A 16,079-nucleotide genomic window follows, 5' to 3' on the forward strand; every position below is an offset into this window, starting at 1 on the left:
CCGCAAGCGGCCTCTTGGTTTATTTGGCGGTTACGGTAAGTCGTCCGTGTTCTATCACGACGATCATCTGGGCACGCCGCAGGAGTTGCTGGATGAGTCCGGGAAGGTGGTTTTGCTGGCGCGGTGTAGGGCGTGGGGCACAAGGAAGCCAACGCCCTACGGCAAGACGGATGCACGAGACACGGACAATGCGATCCGTTACCAAGGGCAGTACGCAGACGATGAATTGGGCCTGCATTCCAATCGGCATCGGTACTATGATCCGCAGACGGGGCGGTTCATCTCGAAATATCCGATTGGTTTGGCGGGTGGGATCAACGTTTATCAATACGCGCCTAACCCGGTTGAGTGGGTTGACCGTTTCGGCCTATCACAGAGTTCGGCGACTGCGGGAAGAAAGCAAACATCCCAAAAGCCGAATCAAAATGCTAAGTGTCCGTGCAGGAAAAAGTGGCAAATGAACCGCTTTGATCGGGTGTGCGCAGGCAATGTGCCAGCCGTTGGTCACGCTAAATATGTATGCGATCCAGCTACAGGTATGTGGTGGTCCGAAGATCAAACCGGACATGGAGCTAGTGCCTGGAAGGTGTAAGACAAAAACGGCGCATGGGTGGCAGATGCTGATGTGTATGGTGACTACATGAGCAAGCACAAGAGTGACGTCGGTAAGAACGTCAACTTTGATTCACTGAAGTGCAAGGATTCAAAATGATCCAGTCTGCTGAAGAATTCATCGCGTTGAGAGGTAGTCTCAACAAAGAAGAATACGACCGAGCAGCAATTGACGAAGCGCCTGTTTCAGTGTGGAAGGATGTCATTGAACCGTTCCCAGACTACAGGAAATGGGTGGCTCATAACAAGACGGTCCCCTTGGAAAGCTTAACGGAGCTTTGCCGGTTTGATTCCGATGTGAGACGCAGTGTCGCGGTTAAGCGAAAGCCCTCTGTGGAGTTATTTGAGCTTCTTGCCCGAGATTTGGATCCAGTAGTACGACAAGGGATTGCATCGAACAAGAAGACGCCAATTTCGATAATTAATAAGCTGGTGCTGGATGAAGATGAGGATGTTTCAAGGGTAGCAAGATACAATTCTGAGAATCGCTAAATAGCAAAGACTCTATCGGCCTTTCTGGTGGAGTCAACCTCTTCCAGTACGCCCTCAACCCGGTGCAGTGGATCGATCCGCTTGGGCTGGCTCGTATTTTTTCGAATGCGCCATACCACGGAAAAACCGATAACGCTGAAAGCAAAGCACCAAGTAACGGGCAAGCTGCACCTGATAACTCAGTGCCGGTCAAAGACACAACGCCTAGACGTGCGGGTGTCGGCGCAGACAACGAAGAATTCGTCGTGCTAGATAGAACCAGAACACATCCTAACGGCGACGAAGAGTTGCACGGACATGTTCGTTGCTAGTGCGATTCGCCAACGATCAGCAATCTGCGCTGCGGAAAGTCGGAAAGGTTACGAGCAAGGGAAAAATAAAATGAGCGAATACAGTAAGCAAAAACTTGAGGATCAGTTAAAGGCTAACGATAAGGATGTCGTTATCAACGCGTTGATGTATTTGTGTTTCAACATTGAAGATCCGAAGTGGATCCAAGACAGATGTATTGAAGCAATTGAAAGCGGAAAGGATGAGGACGTGAGGGGGCTGGGTATAACTTGTCTTGGTCACGTGGCCAGAATGCACTTGAAAATCAATCGGGACAAAGTGCTGCCGGTTCTGGAAAAGTGCCTTAAAGATCCTACGTTGTCTGGAAGAGCCGAAGACGCTCTTCAAGACATTGAGATGTTTATTAAGTAAAAATGAAGGGCCGTTAACACGGCCCTTCGTGCATTTATTCCCGCCGCAACCCATCCGCCACCCTCTCCGCGATCATAATCGTCGGCACATTCGTATTCGCGCACGGAATCGACGGCATCAGCGAAGCATCGCAGACGTGGAGATTTTCAACGCCATACACTGCACCACGCGCATCCGTCACTGCGAGCGGATCGTTAGCCGCACCCATGCGGCAAGTCCCCGACGGATGCCACGTCCCGCCCACCGAGCGCTTCACGAAATCCGTCATCGCGAGGTCATCGGCGAGCAACTCATCGATGGTCACGCCCTGCGTCACCACGCCTTTAACAAGGGCAGCACGCAACGGCCCGGCGATGTCAAGAAGCCCGCTCAACGCACCGCGCTGCATCGCATTCCACATACCCGGCACCGCCACCGCCGCCACACGCGGCGAATAGCTCGACGGAAAGATCGTCCCGCGATGCGCATCCATCGAAGGCGAAGCAAGCGTGGCCGCACCGAAGCGCAACGCAAGTTTGATCCGTTCGAGATCGCGCGAATCGGAGAGCATCGCGAAGTCAACGTTCGGCTCATCCGATGCATGCGCCGTTGCCAACGTCACCCGTCCACGCGAATACGACTTGTTGACCCAAAAGAAAATGGTCCCGAGCCGATAACCCACCGAATGCCAGCCCGAACGCGAGAGAATCGCACCGTGCATATCGCCAGGCGCGATACCCGGCAGTCCCGACGAAAATCGCACGATCGCCTGTTCATGATGCTCGTCACGAAACGGCGTGCGCGCACCGGGCGGCAGAAACGCCGACACGGCAATCGACGGATGTTCCATCAAATTGCGCCCCACGCCCGCACGATCCGCACGTACTTCGATACCAAGCGCCTTCAGATCATCCGCAGGCCCGATACCGCTACGCAGCAGCAACGCCGCGCTATGAATCGCTCCAGCGGAAACGACCACACGCCGCGCCATTACATCGTCATGCGAACCATCTGCGCGATGCACACGTGCGCCAGTCGCACGCACGCCATCGAACAGGATACGTTCGACGGTTTCATCCGTGCGTATTGCAAGATTCGGCCGGGCGCGCACCGCATCATCGAGATAACAGACGGATGTCGGAATGCGTTCACCCTTGGCACTCAACGAAAGCGAACCAATGAACGTGCCATCTTCCCAAGGACCATTTTGATCCTCATGCAACTCATGTCCACTCTCACGCATGGCGCCCAGCACCGCCCGCACGAACGGCGAAACACGCGCCCACGGCGTGCGTTGAATGCGCAAAGGCCCGCCATCGCCATGTAATGGCCCGCTGAAATCGCTATCGGTTTCCAGCTTGATGAACCACGGCAGACACGTGCGCCAGTTCCATCCTTCTGCACCCAGCGCTTCCCATTCGTCGTAATCCGCGGGCGCGCCGCGATTGGCCATCAGCGCATTGATCGCAGAACCGCCGCCCAGAATGCGCGCCTGCTCATAACGACGCATTGGCGCAATGGCACCCATCCGCGCTTTGAGTTGCTGCCAGATATTGCGCGTGTCGAGATAGGCGCGGCCGGGATAACGGCTGCGCACAGCATCGGGCATGGAGTGCGAGGAGATATCGCGGCCCGCTTCGATCAGGCACACGTTCGCGTTCGGATCTTCGGACAGGCGCGCGGCCAGCACGCAGCCCGCCGAGCCGCCGCCCAGTATGAGAGTGTCGATCACGTCTCAAAGACAAGCGCTTATTGCATGAACTTGAGCCAGCGCGCTTTCGCCTGAATGCCCGGCTCCGACGCCCACCATTCCTCGTCCATCAGTGCTTGCTTTGCAGCGTTCGCAGGCGAACTCGGCAACTCACTCGCCCGTTGCGCGGTGATCTTGCCCGTCTTGAACGCAGCCGGATTGCCCGGACCGTAATCGATATAAAGCGGCAGATTCGCCTGCAATTCCGGCGACAACGCGACGTTGAGGAAGCGCACGGCATCGCTCAGATTCGGCGCGTTCTTCAGAATGCACAACTGCGTGTTCTGCAGAATGCCGTCGTTATACGTGAAGGCGACATCGGGATTGTCCTTCATCACGGCGCTGGCGCGGCCGTTCCAGATCATCGTCATGTCCACTTCGCCGTCGTGCAGCAATTGCGCGGACTGACCGCCCGAGGTCCACCACACGGTGACATCCGGCTTGATCTGTTCGAGCTTCTTGAACGCGCGGTCCACATCGAGCGGATAGAGTTTGTCGCGCGGCACGCCGTCCGCGAGCAACGCGGCTTCGAGCACGGTTTGCGGGTCGTTGCGCAGCGCGCGCGTGCCGGGGAAGTTCTTCACATCCCAGAAGTCTTTCCAGCTTTGCGGCACTTTCTTGAGCGTCTTCTTGTTGTAGCCGATGACGGTCGAATAGAACTCATAGGCCACGGAATAAGGCGTGCGGTATTTCTCCGGCACGGCGGCGGCATTCGGGATCTTCGAGAAATCGAGCTTCTCAAGCAGGCCTTCGCGTCCGCCGCGCAGACAATTGGAAGTCGGCGTATCCACCACGTCCCAGATGGGCTTGCCGGTGGCGGCCTGCGCCTTGATCTGCGGCCATGCATCCGGAATGCTGTCCTGATTGATGGTGATGCCCAGTTCCTTCGCGGCAGGATCGAGAATGGCCTTGGTCTGCGCTTCCTGATACGCGCCGCCCTGCGACACGAACGTGATCTTGCCAGCGGCGAAAGCGGAAGCGGGCGCGGTGGCGGCGAACGCGGCGCCGAGCATCAATGTCATGGCCAGCGGGCGCATGTTGGCGCCAAGACAGCGGAATCCTGCAAATTTAATCACGGCGTTTCCTCGACAGGGATTGAAGCGCTGAATGAACCTCTGATCTTTTCGCCGCGCCGTTTCTGACGCATTGCACGATGACGCGAAACGGCGCGGCCTGTCAGAAAATATATTGAGTCAAATAGCCCGGAGCAACGCCGGAATTGTTTGAGCCGCCATGACCTGAGGTTATGTCTTCATCCTCAGAAGATCACGTAGACCTTGCGCATGGTCTCGATCACTTCCCAGGTGCCTTCCGTGTTCGCCGCGAAGAACAGCGTGTCGCCGCCGGTGAAGTGGATGGTGTCCTCGCCATCGGGCGTGAAGCGTCCGTGGCCCGCCAGAAAATGCATGACTTCGGCTTCTTTCACGGAACGGCGATAGGTGCCGGGCGTGCATTCGAACACGCCCGTGTCGATCTTCTCGCTGCCCGGAATCACGCGCTGCACGCCGGACACCTGAATGGGCGTCGTGCCCGGAAGACCTGCCGTGCCCCAGTCTTCGAGGCCTTCGAGCGCGATGCTTTGCTTGATCTGCTGCACTTTCATCGAAACGTTTCCAGATAGAGAGAGTTTTATTGCGCGATGGGAATGCGCCGTTCGATCTTGCCCAACCGCACGACCGTGACGCCCGGCCGCAATTGCCTGAGCGAGGGCATGACGAGCATGCAATCGTCGTAAGGCGTGCGCACAGGCTCGCCGTTCGACCAGCCTATCGTGCTGCCTGCCTTGGCAAAGACTTCGAGGCCGGTGTAATCGTCGGTGAAACGGAAATCCATGCTCGGCGCGACTACGGGTTGCGTCACGCGCACGATCAGCATTTCTTCGGGCAAGGGCTGGAACCAGTCGTCGGGCAACGCGTTTTTTTCGATGACGCCGGAGAGCACGAGAAAGCGCGCCGTCACATCGCGCGCGACTTTCAGGGCGCTCGCTTCCCAGTGCTGTCCGCATTCGATGAGCAACGCATTCTTCGCGCTCGATGCATCGCCGAAACCTTCGTAATCGCGCATGCGCTGGCCTTCGGGATGGCCTTCGTCGCAGATCACGGTGGCGGGCGTGCCGAGCCGCGCCGACAATTCGATGCCTTTGTCCAGCGGTCCGGCCACGATCAAAGGCCGGCTTTTCTCATGCATCGAATGCAGATCGAGCAGCATATCCACTGTATCAATGACAGGACGCATGGCACGCGCGCGGCGCAGTTCGCTCGAATCGAGCGATGCATCGTCGAGCTTCTGCGCGGTCCACACGCGGTTGAAGTCCTGATCGACGAAGCGCGAGGCATCGGGTTTAGCGGGATCGAAGCGCGCGTAGGCGTCCACGTTGGCGAAGGCGAGCGTGAGCTTGCCGCGCGTGGGACGCACGTTCGCGCGCAGCAACGCATCGACGACAATCGCGCCGCAGACTTCGTTGCCGTGCGTGAGCGCATTAATCATCACGTGCGGGCCGTCGATACCCGAATCGAACGTATGCACGTACGGAACGCCCGCGTTGCCGCTTGCATGCACGGCGATATCGGGAAACTCCAACTCGATGGGATAAGCCGCCGCGTTCATTCCAGACCGCCCTGACAGAGATATTTGATCGACAGGTAATCGTCGAGGCCGTACTTCGAGCCTTCGCGGCCATAGCCCGATTCCTTCACGCCGCCAAACGGCGCGGCTTCGCTGGCAAGCGCGCCTTCGTTGATGCCGACGATGCCCGCCTCAAGCGCCCGCGACACACGATCGATGCGCCTCACGTCCTGGCTATAGAAGTACGACGCCAGCCCGAACGGCGTGTCGTTGGCTGCGCGAATGCCTTCGGCTTCGTCATCGAAGCGAAACAGCGGCACGACCGGGCCGAAGGTTTCCTCGCAGCTCAATTGCATCTCGGGCGTGGCGTCGGCGAGCACGGTCGGCGCGTAGTAGTTCGGGCCGAGGTTGGTCAGGCGCTTGCCGCCTGCCAGCGCCCGTGCGCCGCGCGCGATGGCGTCATCCACATGGCGCTCGATCTTCTCCACGGCGCGCGCGTTGATCATGGGGCCGATCTGCGCGTCGGCGTCGGTGGCGGGTGCGACCTTCAAAACCGCGACGCGCTTGGCGAGCTTGTCCGCGAACGCTTCGTAGACTGACGACTGCACGAACACGCGATTCGGACACACGCAGGTCTGCCCGCCGTTGCGGAACTTCGCGGCCATCAGACCGGCGACGGCGGCATCGAGATCGGCGTCGTCGAACACGATGAACGGCGCGTTGCCGCCGAGTTCGAGCGAGAGCTTCTTGAGCGTGCGCGCCGATTCGCGCGCCAGATGCTTGCCCACGGGCGTCGAACCGGTGAAGGTGATCTTGCGCACGCGCGCATCTTCGAGCCAGTCCGCCACCGCGCTCACGCCGTTCTCGCGCGACGCAGCGATCAGATTCAGCACGCCCGCCGGCACGCCCGCTTCATGCGCGAGCATGACGAGCGCCAGCGCCGTGAGCGGCGTGTCTTCCGCAGGCTTGCCGACCACCGTGCAGCCCGCCGCGAGCGCGGGCGCGATCTTGCGCGCGATCATCGCCAGCGGAAAATTCCACGGCGTGATGGCCGCGACAATGCCGATCGGCTCCTTCACGGCGCTCATGCGCTTGCCGCGCTGCTGCTGCGGAATGATGTCGCCGTAGATGCGCGTGGCCTCGTCCGCGAACCACGCGACATAGGACGCGCCGTACATGACTTCGCCACGGCCTTCCGCGAGCGGCTTGCCTTGTTCGAGCGAGATCAGGCTGCCGAGCGCATCCGCGTTCTCGACGATGAGCGCATGCCAGCGATGCAGCACCGCCGCGCGATCCTTCGGCAAGGCATCGCGCCAGGCGGGGAAGGCGCGGGCGGCGGCGTCGGTGGCGGCGCGGGCATCGGCGGGGCCGCTGTCGGCCACTTGCGAGATGGTTTCGCCGGTCGCCGGATCGGTCACGGCAAAGCGTTTGCCGCTCGCCGCCGCGACCCATTTTCCGTCGATGAAATTGTCCGCGCGAATGAGATCGGCGAGGGTGTGTTTTTCAGCCATGATCGTCTCCTTCGATGTTCAGGCAAGCCGCTGCGCAATCGCCGCGCCGACTTCCGTCGTGCTCGCGCGTCCGCCGAGATCGCCGGTATGCGGGCCATCCTTGAGCACGTCGGTGATTGCCGCGAGGATCGCGTCGTGCGCGTCTTGTTCGCCCAGGAATTCGAGCATCATCGCGGCGGACCAGATCATCGCAATCGGATTCGCAATGCCCTTGCCCGCGATATCCGGCGCGGAACCGTGAACCGGTTCGAACAACGAAGGAAACGTGCACTCAGGATTCATGTTCGCTGACGGCGCAATGCCAATCGTGCCCGTACATGCAGGCCCGAGGTCCGAAAGAATATCGCCGAACAAGTTGGTGGCAACGACGACATCGAACAGATCGGGACGCAGCACGAAGCGCGCGCACAGAATGTCGATATGCTGCTTATCCCATTTGATCTCCGGATACTGCTCCGCCATTTCCGCCGCGCGTGCATCCCACCACGGCATGCTGATGGAAATGCCGTTGCTCTTGGTCGCGACCGTGAGCTTCTTCTCACGGCGTTGCGCCAGTTCGAACGCGAACTTGAGCACACGTTCCGCGCCCTTGCGCGTGAAGATGGAAGTCTGCGTGACGAACTCGCGGTCGGTGCCTTCGAACATCGCGCCGCCGATTGCGGAGTATTCGCCTTCGGTGTTCTCGCGCACGATCATGAAGTCGATGTCGCCCGCTTTTCGGTTCGCGAGCGGCGAGGGCACGCCTTCGAACAGACGCGCGGGACGCAAGTTGATGTATTGATCGAACTCGCGCCGGAACTTGAGCAACGAGCCCCACAGCGAGATATGGTCCGGCACCTTCTCCGGCCAGCCGACCGCGCCGAACAGAATGGCATCGCAACGGGTGAGTTGCGCTTTCCAGTCGTCGGGCATCATCTGCCCATGCGCCAGGTAGTAATCGCAGCTCGCCCAGTCGATATGCTCGTATTCCAGTTCAATGCCAAAGCGCTTGCTGACGGCATCGAGCGCGCGCACGGCTTCGGGCATCACTTCGACGCCGATGCCATCTCCCGGAATCACGGCGATACGATAAGTGCGAGACATGAATCACTCCAATATGGTTGAGCCGAAAGGAACGGGCGCGCAAGAACGCATGCCCGCATTCCTGCGAGCATGACCGACAAAAAACGAGGCGCGCGCCTCAATGATGGTGCTGCGAAAACAGCGTTTCGAGCGGATAGCTCGTCTTGACGAACGACGTCTTGATGATGACGTAGCTGAAGTATTTCTCGATGCCGATGCCCTGTTCGAGCAAGCCCTCGACGATGCTTTGATAATGGCTGACGCTGCGCGTGACGAACTTGAGCAGATAGTCGTAACCGCCGCTCGCGAGATGACACTCGACGATCTCGTCCACGTCCTTCACTGCATTCACGAACTTGATGAAGTCCTCGCGGCGATGATCCGCGAGCGTGACTTCGGTGAAGACCACCTGCACATCGCCGAGTTTTTCCAGCGCGATCTGCGCGCCGTAGCCCACGATATAACCCGCCTTTTCCAGACGCTTCACGCGGATCAGGCAAGGACTCGGCGACAGGCCGACCGCATCCGCAAGCTCGACGTTGGTGATCCGCCCGCGCTTTTGCAACTGCGCGAGAATGCGCAGATCGATACGGTCCAGCTTGGCGTCGGTGCTCATCACGGGTGGGTCGGTCTCGCATGTCGGCCATGTCGGCGGTCGATCGATGTTATCACGCAGCCGCGCGTGAACTTAATGCGTGAGTGTCTTTCAATGCGGCGCGCACGTCGCTTTGAGCGAGCACATCGTCGAGCGTTTTCTTCAGGCGCTCGAACATGAGTTCGAAGTTCGCTTCCGTGTAGCACAACGCGGGCGCGAAGCCGAGAATGTTGTCGCCGAACGCGCGGAACACGAGGCCGTTCTGATAAGCCGCCGTGGCAATTCGGTCCGGCAGTTTGAGCGATGCATCGAAGCCCTGCTTGCTCGCCTTGTCCGACACGAGTTCCAGCGCGCCCAGCAAACCGCGATGCCGCGAATCGCCCACGAGCGGATGCGCGAGCAGCGCATCGAGCCCATCGGCGAATTGCTGCGCGCGCGCCTGACCGTTCGCCAGCAGCCCGCCTTCGTGATAGAGCCGCATGACTTCGAGGCCGATCGCCGCGCTCACCGGATGCGCCGAATACGTGTGACCGTGACCGATGGGCGCGGCTACATCGCCGCCATCCGCGATGCCTTGATAAACGGCATCGGACATGAGCACCGCGCCCATGGGCGCGTAACCGGCGGTGAGGCCCTTGGCGACCGTCATCAGGTCCGGTTCCACGCCTTCGCCTTCGCACGCGAACAGCGGGCCGGTGCGGCCGAAACCGGTGATGACTTCATCCGCGACGAACAGGATATCGAGCGCGCGGCAGGCATCGCGCATGGCCTTGAGCCAGCCTTTCGGCGGCACGATCACGCCGCCCGAACCTTGAATCGGCTCGCAGAAGAACGCGGCGACGTTTTCCGCGCCGAGTTCTTCGACCTTCGCTTTGAGCGCGGCGACGGACGCGGCGATCAGCGCGGCGTCATCGGCGAACGTGTTGCGATATGCATAAGGCGACGGAATGTGATGCTGCGTCGGCAGCGGCAGATCGAAGTTGCGATGAAACGCGGGCAGCGCCGTCATGCCCGCACCGACCGACGACGAGCCGTGATAGCCGCGTTGCAGCGCGATGAAATGCTTCTTCGACGGACGGCCCGTGGCGTTGTAGTAATGCGTGATGAAGCGCAGCGCGGAATCGACCGCATCCGAGCCGCCGAGCGTGAAGTACACGTGCTGAAGCGATGCCGGCGCGCGTTCCACGAGCTTCGCCGCCAGTTCGATGGCGGGCTCCGAGCCGAAGTGGAAGTAGCCGGTGGCGTAGGGCAGCTTCGCCATTTGCTTGGCGGCGGCCTCCACGATGCTCGCGTGACCGTAGCCGGTGTTCACGCACCAGAGGCCGGAGAACGCGTCGAGCAGTTCGTGGCCTTCGATATCGCGCAGGAACACGCCATCGGCGGAATCGAGCACGGTGACGCCACGCGCTTCGTGCGCGCGATAGCTGACGACGGGGTGAATCAGATGCTGGCGGTCGGATTCAATGAGCGACTGGATCGACGGATTCGGCATGGTGCGGCTCTCGGTTCGGAAAGGGGGCGTTGACCCTGTCCATACTACGGTCGAGCCACGCGCGATGCATCGCCTTCAAAAATCCTGAAAGGTGAAAATACAGCGTTTTGCGGGGGTCGCGCAGCATTTTGTGCTGTGCTCAGTAACCCCGCGTCCGGTCGATGACACCGGTCATCGGCTCGCCCGCCCGATGCCGCCGCAGATTGTCCAGCACCACGTCCACCGCGGTTTCCGGGCGCGTGGCGCTGGCGATATGCGGCGTCAACCGCACCCGCGGATGCGTCCAGAACGCATGCGTGGGCGGCAGCGGTTCGGGGTCGGTCACATCGAGAATGGCGGCGTGGAGCTGGCCGCTGTCGAGCGCACCGAGCAGGTCTTGCTGGACGAGTTGCGGCCCGCGTCCCACGTTGATGAGCGATGCGCCCTGCGGCAATGTATCGAAAACGCGTTTGTTCAGCAGGCCGCGCGTGGCGTCCGTCAGCGGCAGCAGGCAGACGAGAATATCGGTGCGCGCGAGGAAGGCATCGAGCGAATCCGCGCCTGCGTAGCATGCGATGCCTTCGAGTTCATGCGGCGAACGGCTCCATCCCGCGCACGCGAAGCCGAACGAACGCAGTGTTTTAAGCACCGCCGTGCCGAGCATGCCCAGCCCCAGCACGCCGACGCGCCGCGTCGATGCCGCGCGCACCGGCATTTCGCGCCACACGCGTTCGCGTTGCTGCGCGACGTAATCGAAGATGTCGCGATGCAGCGTGAGCACTGCCTGCGTGACGTATTCCACCATCCCCTCGACGATGCCCGGCTCCGTCATGCGCACCACGGCGACATGCGGCGGCACGCCCGACAAATCGAACTGGTCGATGCCCGCGCCCACCGAGAAAATCACTTCGAGATTCGGGAATGTTTGCATGACGTCGGCGGGCGGCTGCCAGGCGGCGAGATAGCGCACGGTGGCGGCATCGCCGATATCGGGCCATACGCGAAAGTCCAGTTCGGGCGCTTTTTGCGCGATCCATTGCGCCCATTGGCGGCCGCGTTCGGGATCGGCTTTGTAGAGGAGCGTCATGACGTCAGCCCATGGCCTGATTGATGATGGCGTATTGCGCGATGTCGGCATCGCGCGGCGGCGTGCCATTGCGCGCCATGCGGATCGACGTATCCACCTTCCTGAGCCCGATGCCTTCGAGCCACGGCGACAACCCGCTTTCGTGCGGCGTGTCGATGCGCGTGAAGCGGCCTTCGTTGGCATCGAGCCAGTGCGCGACGAGAGCCTTGGCGCGGTGATTGTTCGGATCGTTCAAGGTCGAGGCGACGACCGGGCCGATGGCGTGACCGCGTCCGAATTCGCGCATGAGCGCGAAGCCGAGCACCTCGCCCTTGCGTTCGATCACGACGCCCGGCGCGACGTTCATCAACGCGGGCAAAAGTGCGGCACGGTCGAAGCCGCAAGCGCGTGAGGCGAGGGCGACGAGCGCGGGTTTGTCGGCGTGGGTGATCGGGCGGATGTTTTCATCGGCGGCGAGTTCGATGTTCGGCACCACGAAATCCGCCGATTGATGCTGATACAGCGTGCCCGAACGTTCGAAGCCAAGCTTGGCGTAAAGCGGCTCGCCAGCGGGCGTGGCGTGCAGCATGGTGATGCGATCGCCGAGCGCTTCCAGCAGCATCTCCATCAACTTGCGGCCGATGCCGAAGCCCTGACGATCCGGCGCGACGATCACCATGCCGAGCGAACCGCCGCGCTCACCGTACTTCCAGCACAGCGCCGTGCCGACGATACGCTCGCCATCCTGCGCGATGAAACCTGTTCCGGCGGCGAGCACGAAACGCCAGTCGTCGGCGCGATGCGGCCATTTGACTTCGACCGATAGCGCGTGAGCGAAGGGGATGTCGGCGGGGGTGAAAGAGCGGTAGGCAATGGGCACGGCGGGCTCCGTGGAGGGAAACCGGGGTACTTTGGCATGGTGGGGCTGCGCGTGGCTAGGATGATCCTGCTGTGCAACGGCACATGGACCGCAACGGATTTTTGACCAGCTATCATCCGGGAAAACCCGCATCTTCCGCACACCGGCGATCCCGGCATGCGAAAGCGGCGCGTCTCTCAATCCCTGACCGAAACCCGCCAAAAGCCCGTTTCCGTCATCGACCGGATGACTTATGTTTGCGATCGCCTTTCAGCGAGCGGCCGACCGTCTGCTCGTCGTTGATCCCGGACTGACCCGCTTCGTCACCGCCTTGCGCGCGACGCTGGCGACGTTGCTCACCGCGATTTTCTCCATCCACGCCGCGTCTTTTGTTGGCGCACCGCTGGTTTCCGCAGGCCTTGGCGTGCTGTTCGGCATGATCGCACCGCTCTTCCTGCGTGATGCCACCGCGCGCGGCTGGCGCGTCTCGCTGCTCTCCATGTATCTCGTCGCCGTGCTGAGTTTCGGCGCGGCCTCCGCGCTCGAAGCCACGCCGCTCGCTGCCGATATCGCGTTCATCGCATTGCTGTTCGCGGGCATGCTCGTGCAGGCATGCGGGCCGCGTTTGCTCGGCTGCGCGCTCGTCGGGCTCGTCGCGTTTTATCTCGGGCTTTATCTGCATCAGACGCAAGCCGACGCGACATTTACGCTCGTGCTGTCGCTCATCGGGCCGTGCGTGGTGGCAAGCGTTGGACGATGGATCGTGCCGCCACGCCGCCGCGCCGCGCTTCGACTGGCGACGCGCACCGTCGTCCTGCGCGCGCTCGACGTGCTGCGTCCGACACGGCACACGCACGCCGCGCTGTCATCCATGAACGAAGCAGCAATGGCGTTCGAGGATCGTCTGGCGCTGCTCGGTCCCGAAACCGCCGCCGAACTGCGGACCGCGCTGATCGAACTGGAAGTCGCGGCAGGACAATATGTATTCGATGAAACCGATCGCCCCGCACGCGAAGCGGCCTTTCGCGAATGCATTGCGCGGCTCGAAGCGCTGGCTGCATCGGGGCTGCATGGCGATGCGCCTTCGCATGCAAGCGCAGTCGCATTGCGCCAGAACCTCACATGGCTTCCGGCCACACGCGTGGCTGTCGCTGCATTGCTCGCCATGTTCGCAGGGCAACTCATTTCTTCGGAGCGCTGGTTCTGGGCGGTCATCACGACCTTCGTGGTATTTCTCGGCACGCGTTCAGTGGGCGACACGCTGTATCGCGCGTTGCAGCGCACCTGCGGGACGTTTGCAGGCGCGCTCGTCAGCACGTTGCTTGTGGCGGGCCTCGGGCATGCGCCCGCCGTGCTCAGCATCGCGATGCTGCTGTGCGTGTTCGGATGGGCGTACTTCGTCATGAACGCCTACGGACAGGGCGTATTTTTCGTCACCGTGCTCGTGGGGCTTGTGTACGGCGCGCTCGGCCATGCGGTGCAGCCGCTGGTGGAACTGCGTATCGAGGAAGTGGCGATCGGTTGCGTGGCAGCGGCGCTTGCGGCGTGCATCATTCGTCCGCTCGATACGACGCGCCATGTGGAAGCACGCTTCGTCGCCGTGCTGGATGCATTGATCGCCGGCGTGAACGCGGCATCGTCCGATGCGAACGCGGGCCTCGCCATGCGCACGCTCGACCGTCAATGGCACGACTTCAGAATCGCGCTCAGACCGCAGCGCATGTTCATGTGGGAGCCGCGCTACGAACGTGTGGCGGGCGCGTTGCAGTGCTGCGTGCATCACGTTCGGATGATGCTCGCGGGGCAGGCTCCGGTGGATCACGCATCTTCAGTGATCGATGGCCTCGAAGCGATCCGCGCGCGCTACACGCAAGCGCGTGCGCCTGAAATCGCGATGGGTTCTACAGCACTCGAAGGCGCTGTCGCATTACTCGCGCAACGCCTGAGCGAGCCGAACCCCGCACGCACGATCACGCGTTTCTGGCGCACCCACGCAGTAGCCAAATAAACGCACTTCGATGGTGCGCGCATGCGCCCGCAGCTTGCGTCGCACGCGCTGTCATCGTGCATGAAAAGCGTGAACCCACGGCGCAACAGGCTTGGCATGCAATTCGCATAAAGAGGAAAAGGAGCCGGTGCAGCATCCCGGTTTGGTGGTCACAATCTGGCAAATGGATGACTAGGGTTCCGGTCCGTATCGATGCACACCGCACGATGCGCGACGCTGGTCCGAGAGTTGTCGACCTCGTACGAGGTTACACGGCGGGATAAAAGCCCGGGAGAGAACGCGATGCGTCGCGCCGCTCCTGCCGTCGATAACCTTAACCGCGAGGTCTCCCTCATGCGCGTCCGTCTCTTCGCCGCCGCTGCCGTCGCTCTCTCCCTCTGCTTTTCCACGCCTGCATTTGCTCAAGCCCGCAAGGACTTCAAGGTCTGCTGGACCATCTACGCGGGCTGGATGCCGTGGGGTTATGCCAAGACTCAGGGCATCATGACCAAATGGGCGAAGAAGTACGGCATCAATGTCGATGTCGTGCAGCTCAACGATTACATCGAATCGATCAACCAGTACACGGCCGGCAAGTTCGACGGCTGCGCCATGACCAATATGGACGCGCTCACCATTCCGGCCACCGGCGGCGTGGACAGCACGGCGCTTATCGTCAGCGATTATTCCAATGGCAACGATGGCGTGCTCATCAAGGGCACGGGCAAGAAAGTGGCTGATCTGAAGGGTCAGCCCGTCAATCTCGTGGAGCTTTCCGTGTCGCACTATCTGCTGGCGCGTGCGCTGGAATCCGCGGGCATGAGCGAGCGCGACATCAAGACCGTGAATACTTCGGATGCCGATATATCCGGCGCGTTCGCCACCGCCGATGTCCACAACGCCGTGACATGGAACCCGATGCTGGCCGACCTCAAGGCCAAGCCCAACGTCAGCGAAGTCTTCGATTCGAGCCGCATTCCCGGCGAAATCATGGACATGATGGTGGTGAACACGAAGACGCTGCACGACAACCCGGCACTCGGCAAGGCGCTCACCGGGGCATGGTTCGAAATCGTGCAACTGATGCACGCGACGACACCCGCCAGCGATGACGCGCTTACCTCGATGGCGAAGGCCTCCGGCACCGACCTCGCAGGCTACCGCGCGCAACTCGCGACCACCGCGCTGTTCTACACGCCGCAACAAGCACTCGATTTCGCGACCAGCCCGAACATGCCGAAGATCATGACGCGCGTGGCGCAGTTCTCGTTCGATCACGGTTTGCTCGGCAAGGGTGCGCCGGATGCGGGCGCGGTCGGCATGGCGTTCGATCATGACGTGGTCGTCGGCAGCAAGGGCAACCTCAAGCTGCGTTTCGATCCGACCTACGTGCGCATGGCCGCGCAAGGCAAGCTGTGATCGCGCCAC

General features: G+C 61.3%; 15 protein-coding genes and 1 riboswitch. Of the genes, 5 read left to right on the forward strand and 10 right to left on the reverse strand.

Features of this window, described 5'->3' with window-relative positions; translation table 11 throughout:
* The first annotated feature begins 46 nt into the window (after positions 1–46).
* From ACZCWR_RS31650 to ACZCWR_RS31660, 3 genes are all read left to right on the forward strand, one after another.
* A complete protein-coding gene (locus ACZCWR_RS31650; protein ID WP_487306625.1) occupies positions 47–592 on the forward strand; it encodes an RHS repeat-associated core domain-containing protein in 546 nt (181 codons plus the stop codon).
* A gap of 116 nt (positions 593–708) precedes the next feature.
* On the forward strand, positions 709–1,104 hold the full coding sequence (locus ACZCWR_RS31655; protein WP_487306626.1) for a hypothetical protein: 396 nt from the start codon (positions 709–711) through the stop codon (positions 1,102–1,104).
* Between the two features lie 297 nt (positions 1,105–1,401).
* Positions 1,402–1,806, forward strand: coding sequence for a hypothetical protein (locus ACZCWR_RS31660; protein WP_487306627.1), 405 nt, complete (start codon positions 1,402–1,404; stop codon positions 1,804–1,806).
* A 34-nt stretch (positions 1,807–1,840) separates the two neighbouring features.
* Here ACZCWR_RS31660 and ACZCWR_RS31665 read toward each other — a convergent pair whose 3' ends face one another.
* The 10 genes from ACZCWR_RS31665 to ACZCWR_RS31710 form a co-directional block, all read right to left on the reverse strand.
* Positions 1,841–3,517 carry a GMC family oxidoreductase gene (locus tag ACZCWR_RS31665; RefSeq protein ID WP_487306628.1) on the reverse strand — a complete coding sequence of 559 codons (1,677 nt, stop codon included), beginning with the start codon at positions 3,515–3,517 and terminating at the stop codon, positions 1,841–1,843.
* Between the two features lie 17 nt (positions 3,518–3,534).
* Complete coding sequence (locus tag ACZCWR_RS31670; protein WP_487306629.1) at positions 3,535–4,572, reverse strand: ABC transporter substrate-binding protein; 1,038 nt, start codon at positions 4,570–4,572, stop codon at positions 3,535–3,537.
* A 221-nt stretch (positions 4,573–4,793) separates the two neighbouring features.
* Positions 4,794–5,138, reverse strand: a complete 345-nt coding sequence (locus tag ACZCWR_RS31675; protein WP_487306630.1) for a cupin domain-containing protein — start codon at positions 5,136–5,138, stop codon at positions 4,794–4,796.
* A 26-nt stretch (positions 5,139–5,164) separates the two neighbouring features.
* Positions 5,165–6,142 (reverse strand): M14 family metallopeptidase, encoded by a 978-nt coding sequence (locus ACZCWR_RS31680; protein WP_487306631.1) that lies wholly within the window; start codon positions 6,140–6,142, stop codon positions 5,165–5,167.
* The gene (locus ACZCWR_RS31685) at positions 6,139–7,611 is read right to left on the reverse strand and encodes an NAD-dependent succinate-semialdehyde dehydrogenase (protein ID WP_487306632.1); all 1,473 of its coding nucleotides are present in this window, start codon (positions 7,609–7,611) and stop codon (positions 6,139–6,141) included. The genes ACZCWR_RS31680 and ACZCWR_RS31685 overlap by 4 nt, the downstream gene beginning before the upstream one ends.
* Positions 7,612–7,629: 18 nt before the next feature.
* A complete protein-coding gene (locus tag ACZCWR_RS31690; RefSeq protein WP_487306633.1) occupies positions 7,630–8,694 on the reverse strand; it encodes a tartrate dehydrogenase in 1,065 nt (354 codons plus the stop codon).
* A gap of 97 nt (positions 8,695–8,791) precedes the next feature.
* Positions 8,792–9,289 (reverse strand): Lrp/AsnC family transcriptional regulator, encoded by a 498-nt coding sequence (locus tag ACZCWR_RS31695; RefSeq protein ID WP_487306634.1) that lies wholly within the window; start codon positions 9,287–9,289, stop codon positions 8,792–8,794.
* Positions 9,290–9,341: 52 nt separating this feature from the next.
* Entirely contained in the window at positions 9,342–10,760 is a 1,419-nt protein-coding gene (locus ACZCWR_RS31700) for an aminotransferase class III-fold pyridoxal phosphate-dependent enzyme (protein WP_487306635.1), read from the reverse strand.
* A gap of 139 nt (positions 10,761–10,899) precedes the next feature.
* Positions 10,900–11,826, reverse strand: a complete 927-nt coding sequence (locus ACZCWR_RS31705; protein WP_487306636.1) for a 2-hydroxyacid dehydrogenase — start codon at positions 11,824–11,826, stop codon at positions 10,900–10,902.
* Between the two features lie 4 nt (positions 11,827–11,830).
* Positions 11,831–12,685, reverse strand: a complete 855-nt coding sequence (locus tag ACZCWR_RS31710; protein WP_487306637.1) for a GNAT family N-acetyltransferase — start codon at positions 12,683–12,685, stop codon at positions 11,831–11,833.
* Between the two features lie 232 nt (positions 12,686–12,917).
* On the opposite strand from ACZCWR_RS31710, the gene ACZCWR_RS31715 reads away from it, so the two are divergent.
* Both ACZCWR_RS31715 and ACZCWR_RS31720 read left to right on the forward strand, forming a co-directional pair.
* Complete coding sequence (locus tag ACZCWR_RS31715; RefSeq protein ID WP_487306638.1) at positions 12,918–14,672, forward strand: FUSC family protein; 1,755 nt, start codon at positions 12,918–12,920, stop codon at positions 14,670–14,672.
* Positions 14,673–14,832: 160 nt separating this feature from the next.
* Positions 14,833–14,948, forward strand: a riboswitch (guanidine-I (ykkC/yxkD leader).
* Between the two features lie 57 nt (positions 14,949–15,005).
* Positions 15,006–16,070: a putative urea ABC transporter substrate-binding protein gene (locus ACZCWR_RS31720; RefSeq protein WP_487306639.1), complete on the forward strand. Its 1,065-nt coding sequence runs from the start codon at positions 15,006–15,008 to the stop codon at positions 16,068–16,070.
* Positions 16,071–16,079 lie beyond the last annotated feature (9 nt).

It is taken from the genome of Caballeronia sp. A2-2 (genome assembly GCF_057612605.2).

What these genes read in the sequence shown, in the direction of transcription:
- ACZCWR_RS31655 (WP_487306626.1), top strand. Translation starts at nt 709, where the DNA reads ATGATCCAGTCTGCTGAAGAATTCATCGCGTTGAGAGGTAGTCTCAAC.
- ACZCWR_RS31660 (WP_487306627.1), top strand. Translation starts at nt 1,402, where the DNA reads ATGTTCGTTGCTAGTGCGATTCGCCAACGATCAGCAATCTGCGCTGCG.
- ACZCWR_RS31670 (WP_487306629.1), bottom strand. Translation starts at nt 4,572, where the DNA reads ATGCGCCCGCTGGCCATGACATTGATGCTCGGCGCCGCGTTCGCCGCC.
- ACZCWR_RS31675 (WP_487306630.1), bottom strand. Translation starts at nt 5,138, where the DNA reads ATGAAAGTGCAGCAGATCAAGCAAAGCATCGCGCTCGAAGGCCTCGAA.
- ACZCWR_RS31680 (WP_487306631.1), bottom strand. Translation starts at nt 6,142, where the DNA reads ATGAACGCGGCGGCTTATCCCATCGAGTTGGAGTTTCCCGATATCGCC.
- ACZCWR_RS31685 (WP_487306632.1), bottom strand. Translation starts at nt 7,611, where the DNA reads ATGGCTGAAAAACACACCCTCGCCGATCTCATTCGCGCGGACAATTTC.
- ACZCWR_RS31690 (WP_487306633.1), bottom strand. Translation starts at nt 8,694, where the DNA reads ATGTCTCGCACTTATCGTATCGCCGTGATTCCGGGAGATGGCATCGGC.
- ACZCWR_RS31695 (WP_487306634.1), bottom strand. Translation starts at nt 9,289, where the DNA reads ATGAGCACCGACGCCAAGCTGGACCGTATCGATCTGCGCATTCTCGCG.
- ACZCWR_RS31700 (WP_487306635.1), bottom strand. Translation starts at nt 10,760, where the DNA reads ATGCCGAATCCGTCGATCCAGTCGCTCATTGAATCCGACCGCCAGCAT.
- ACZCWR_RS31705 (WP_487306636.1), bottom strand. Translation starts at nt 11,826, where the DNA reads ATGACGCTCCTCTACAAAGCCGATCCCGAACGCGGCCGCCAATGGGCG.
- ACZCWR_RS31715 (WP_487306638.1), top strand. Translation starts at nt 12,918, where the DNA reads ATGTTTGCGATCGCCTTTCAGCGAGCGGCCGACCGTCTGCTCGTCGTT.
- ACZCWR_RS31720 (WP_487306639.1), top strand. Translation starts at nt 15,006, where the DNA reads ATGCGCGTCCGTCTCTTCGCCGCCGCTGCCGTCGCTCTCTCCCTCTGC.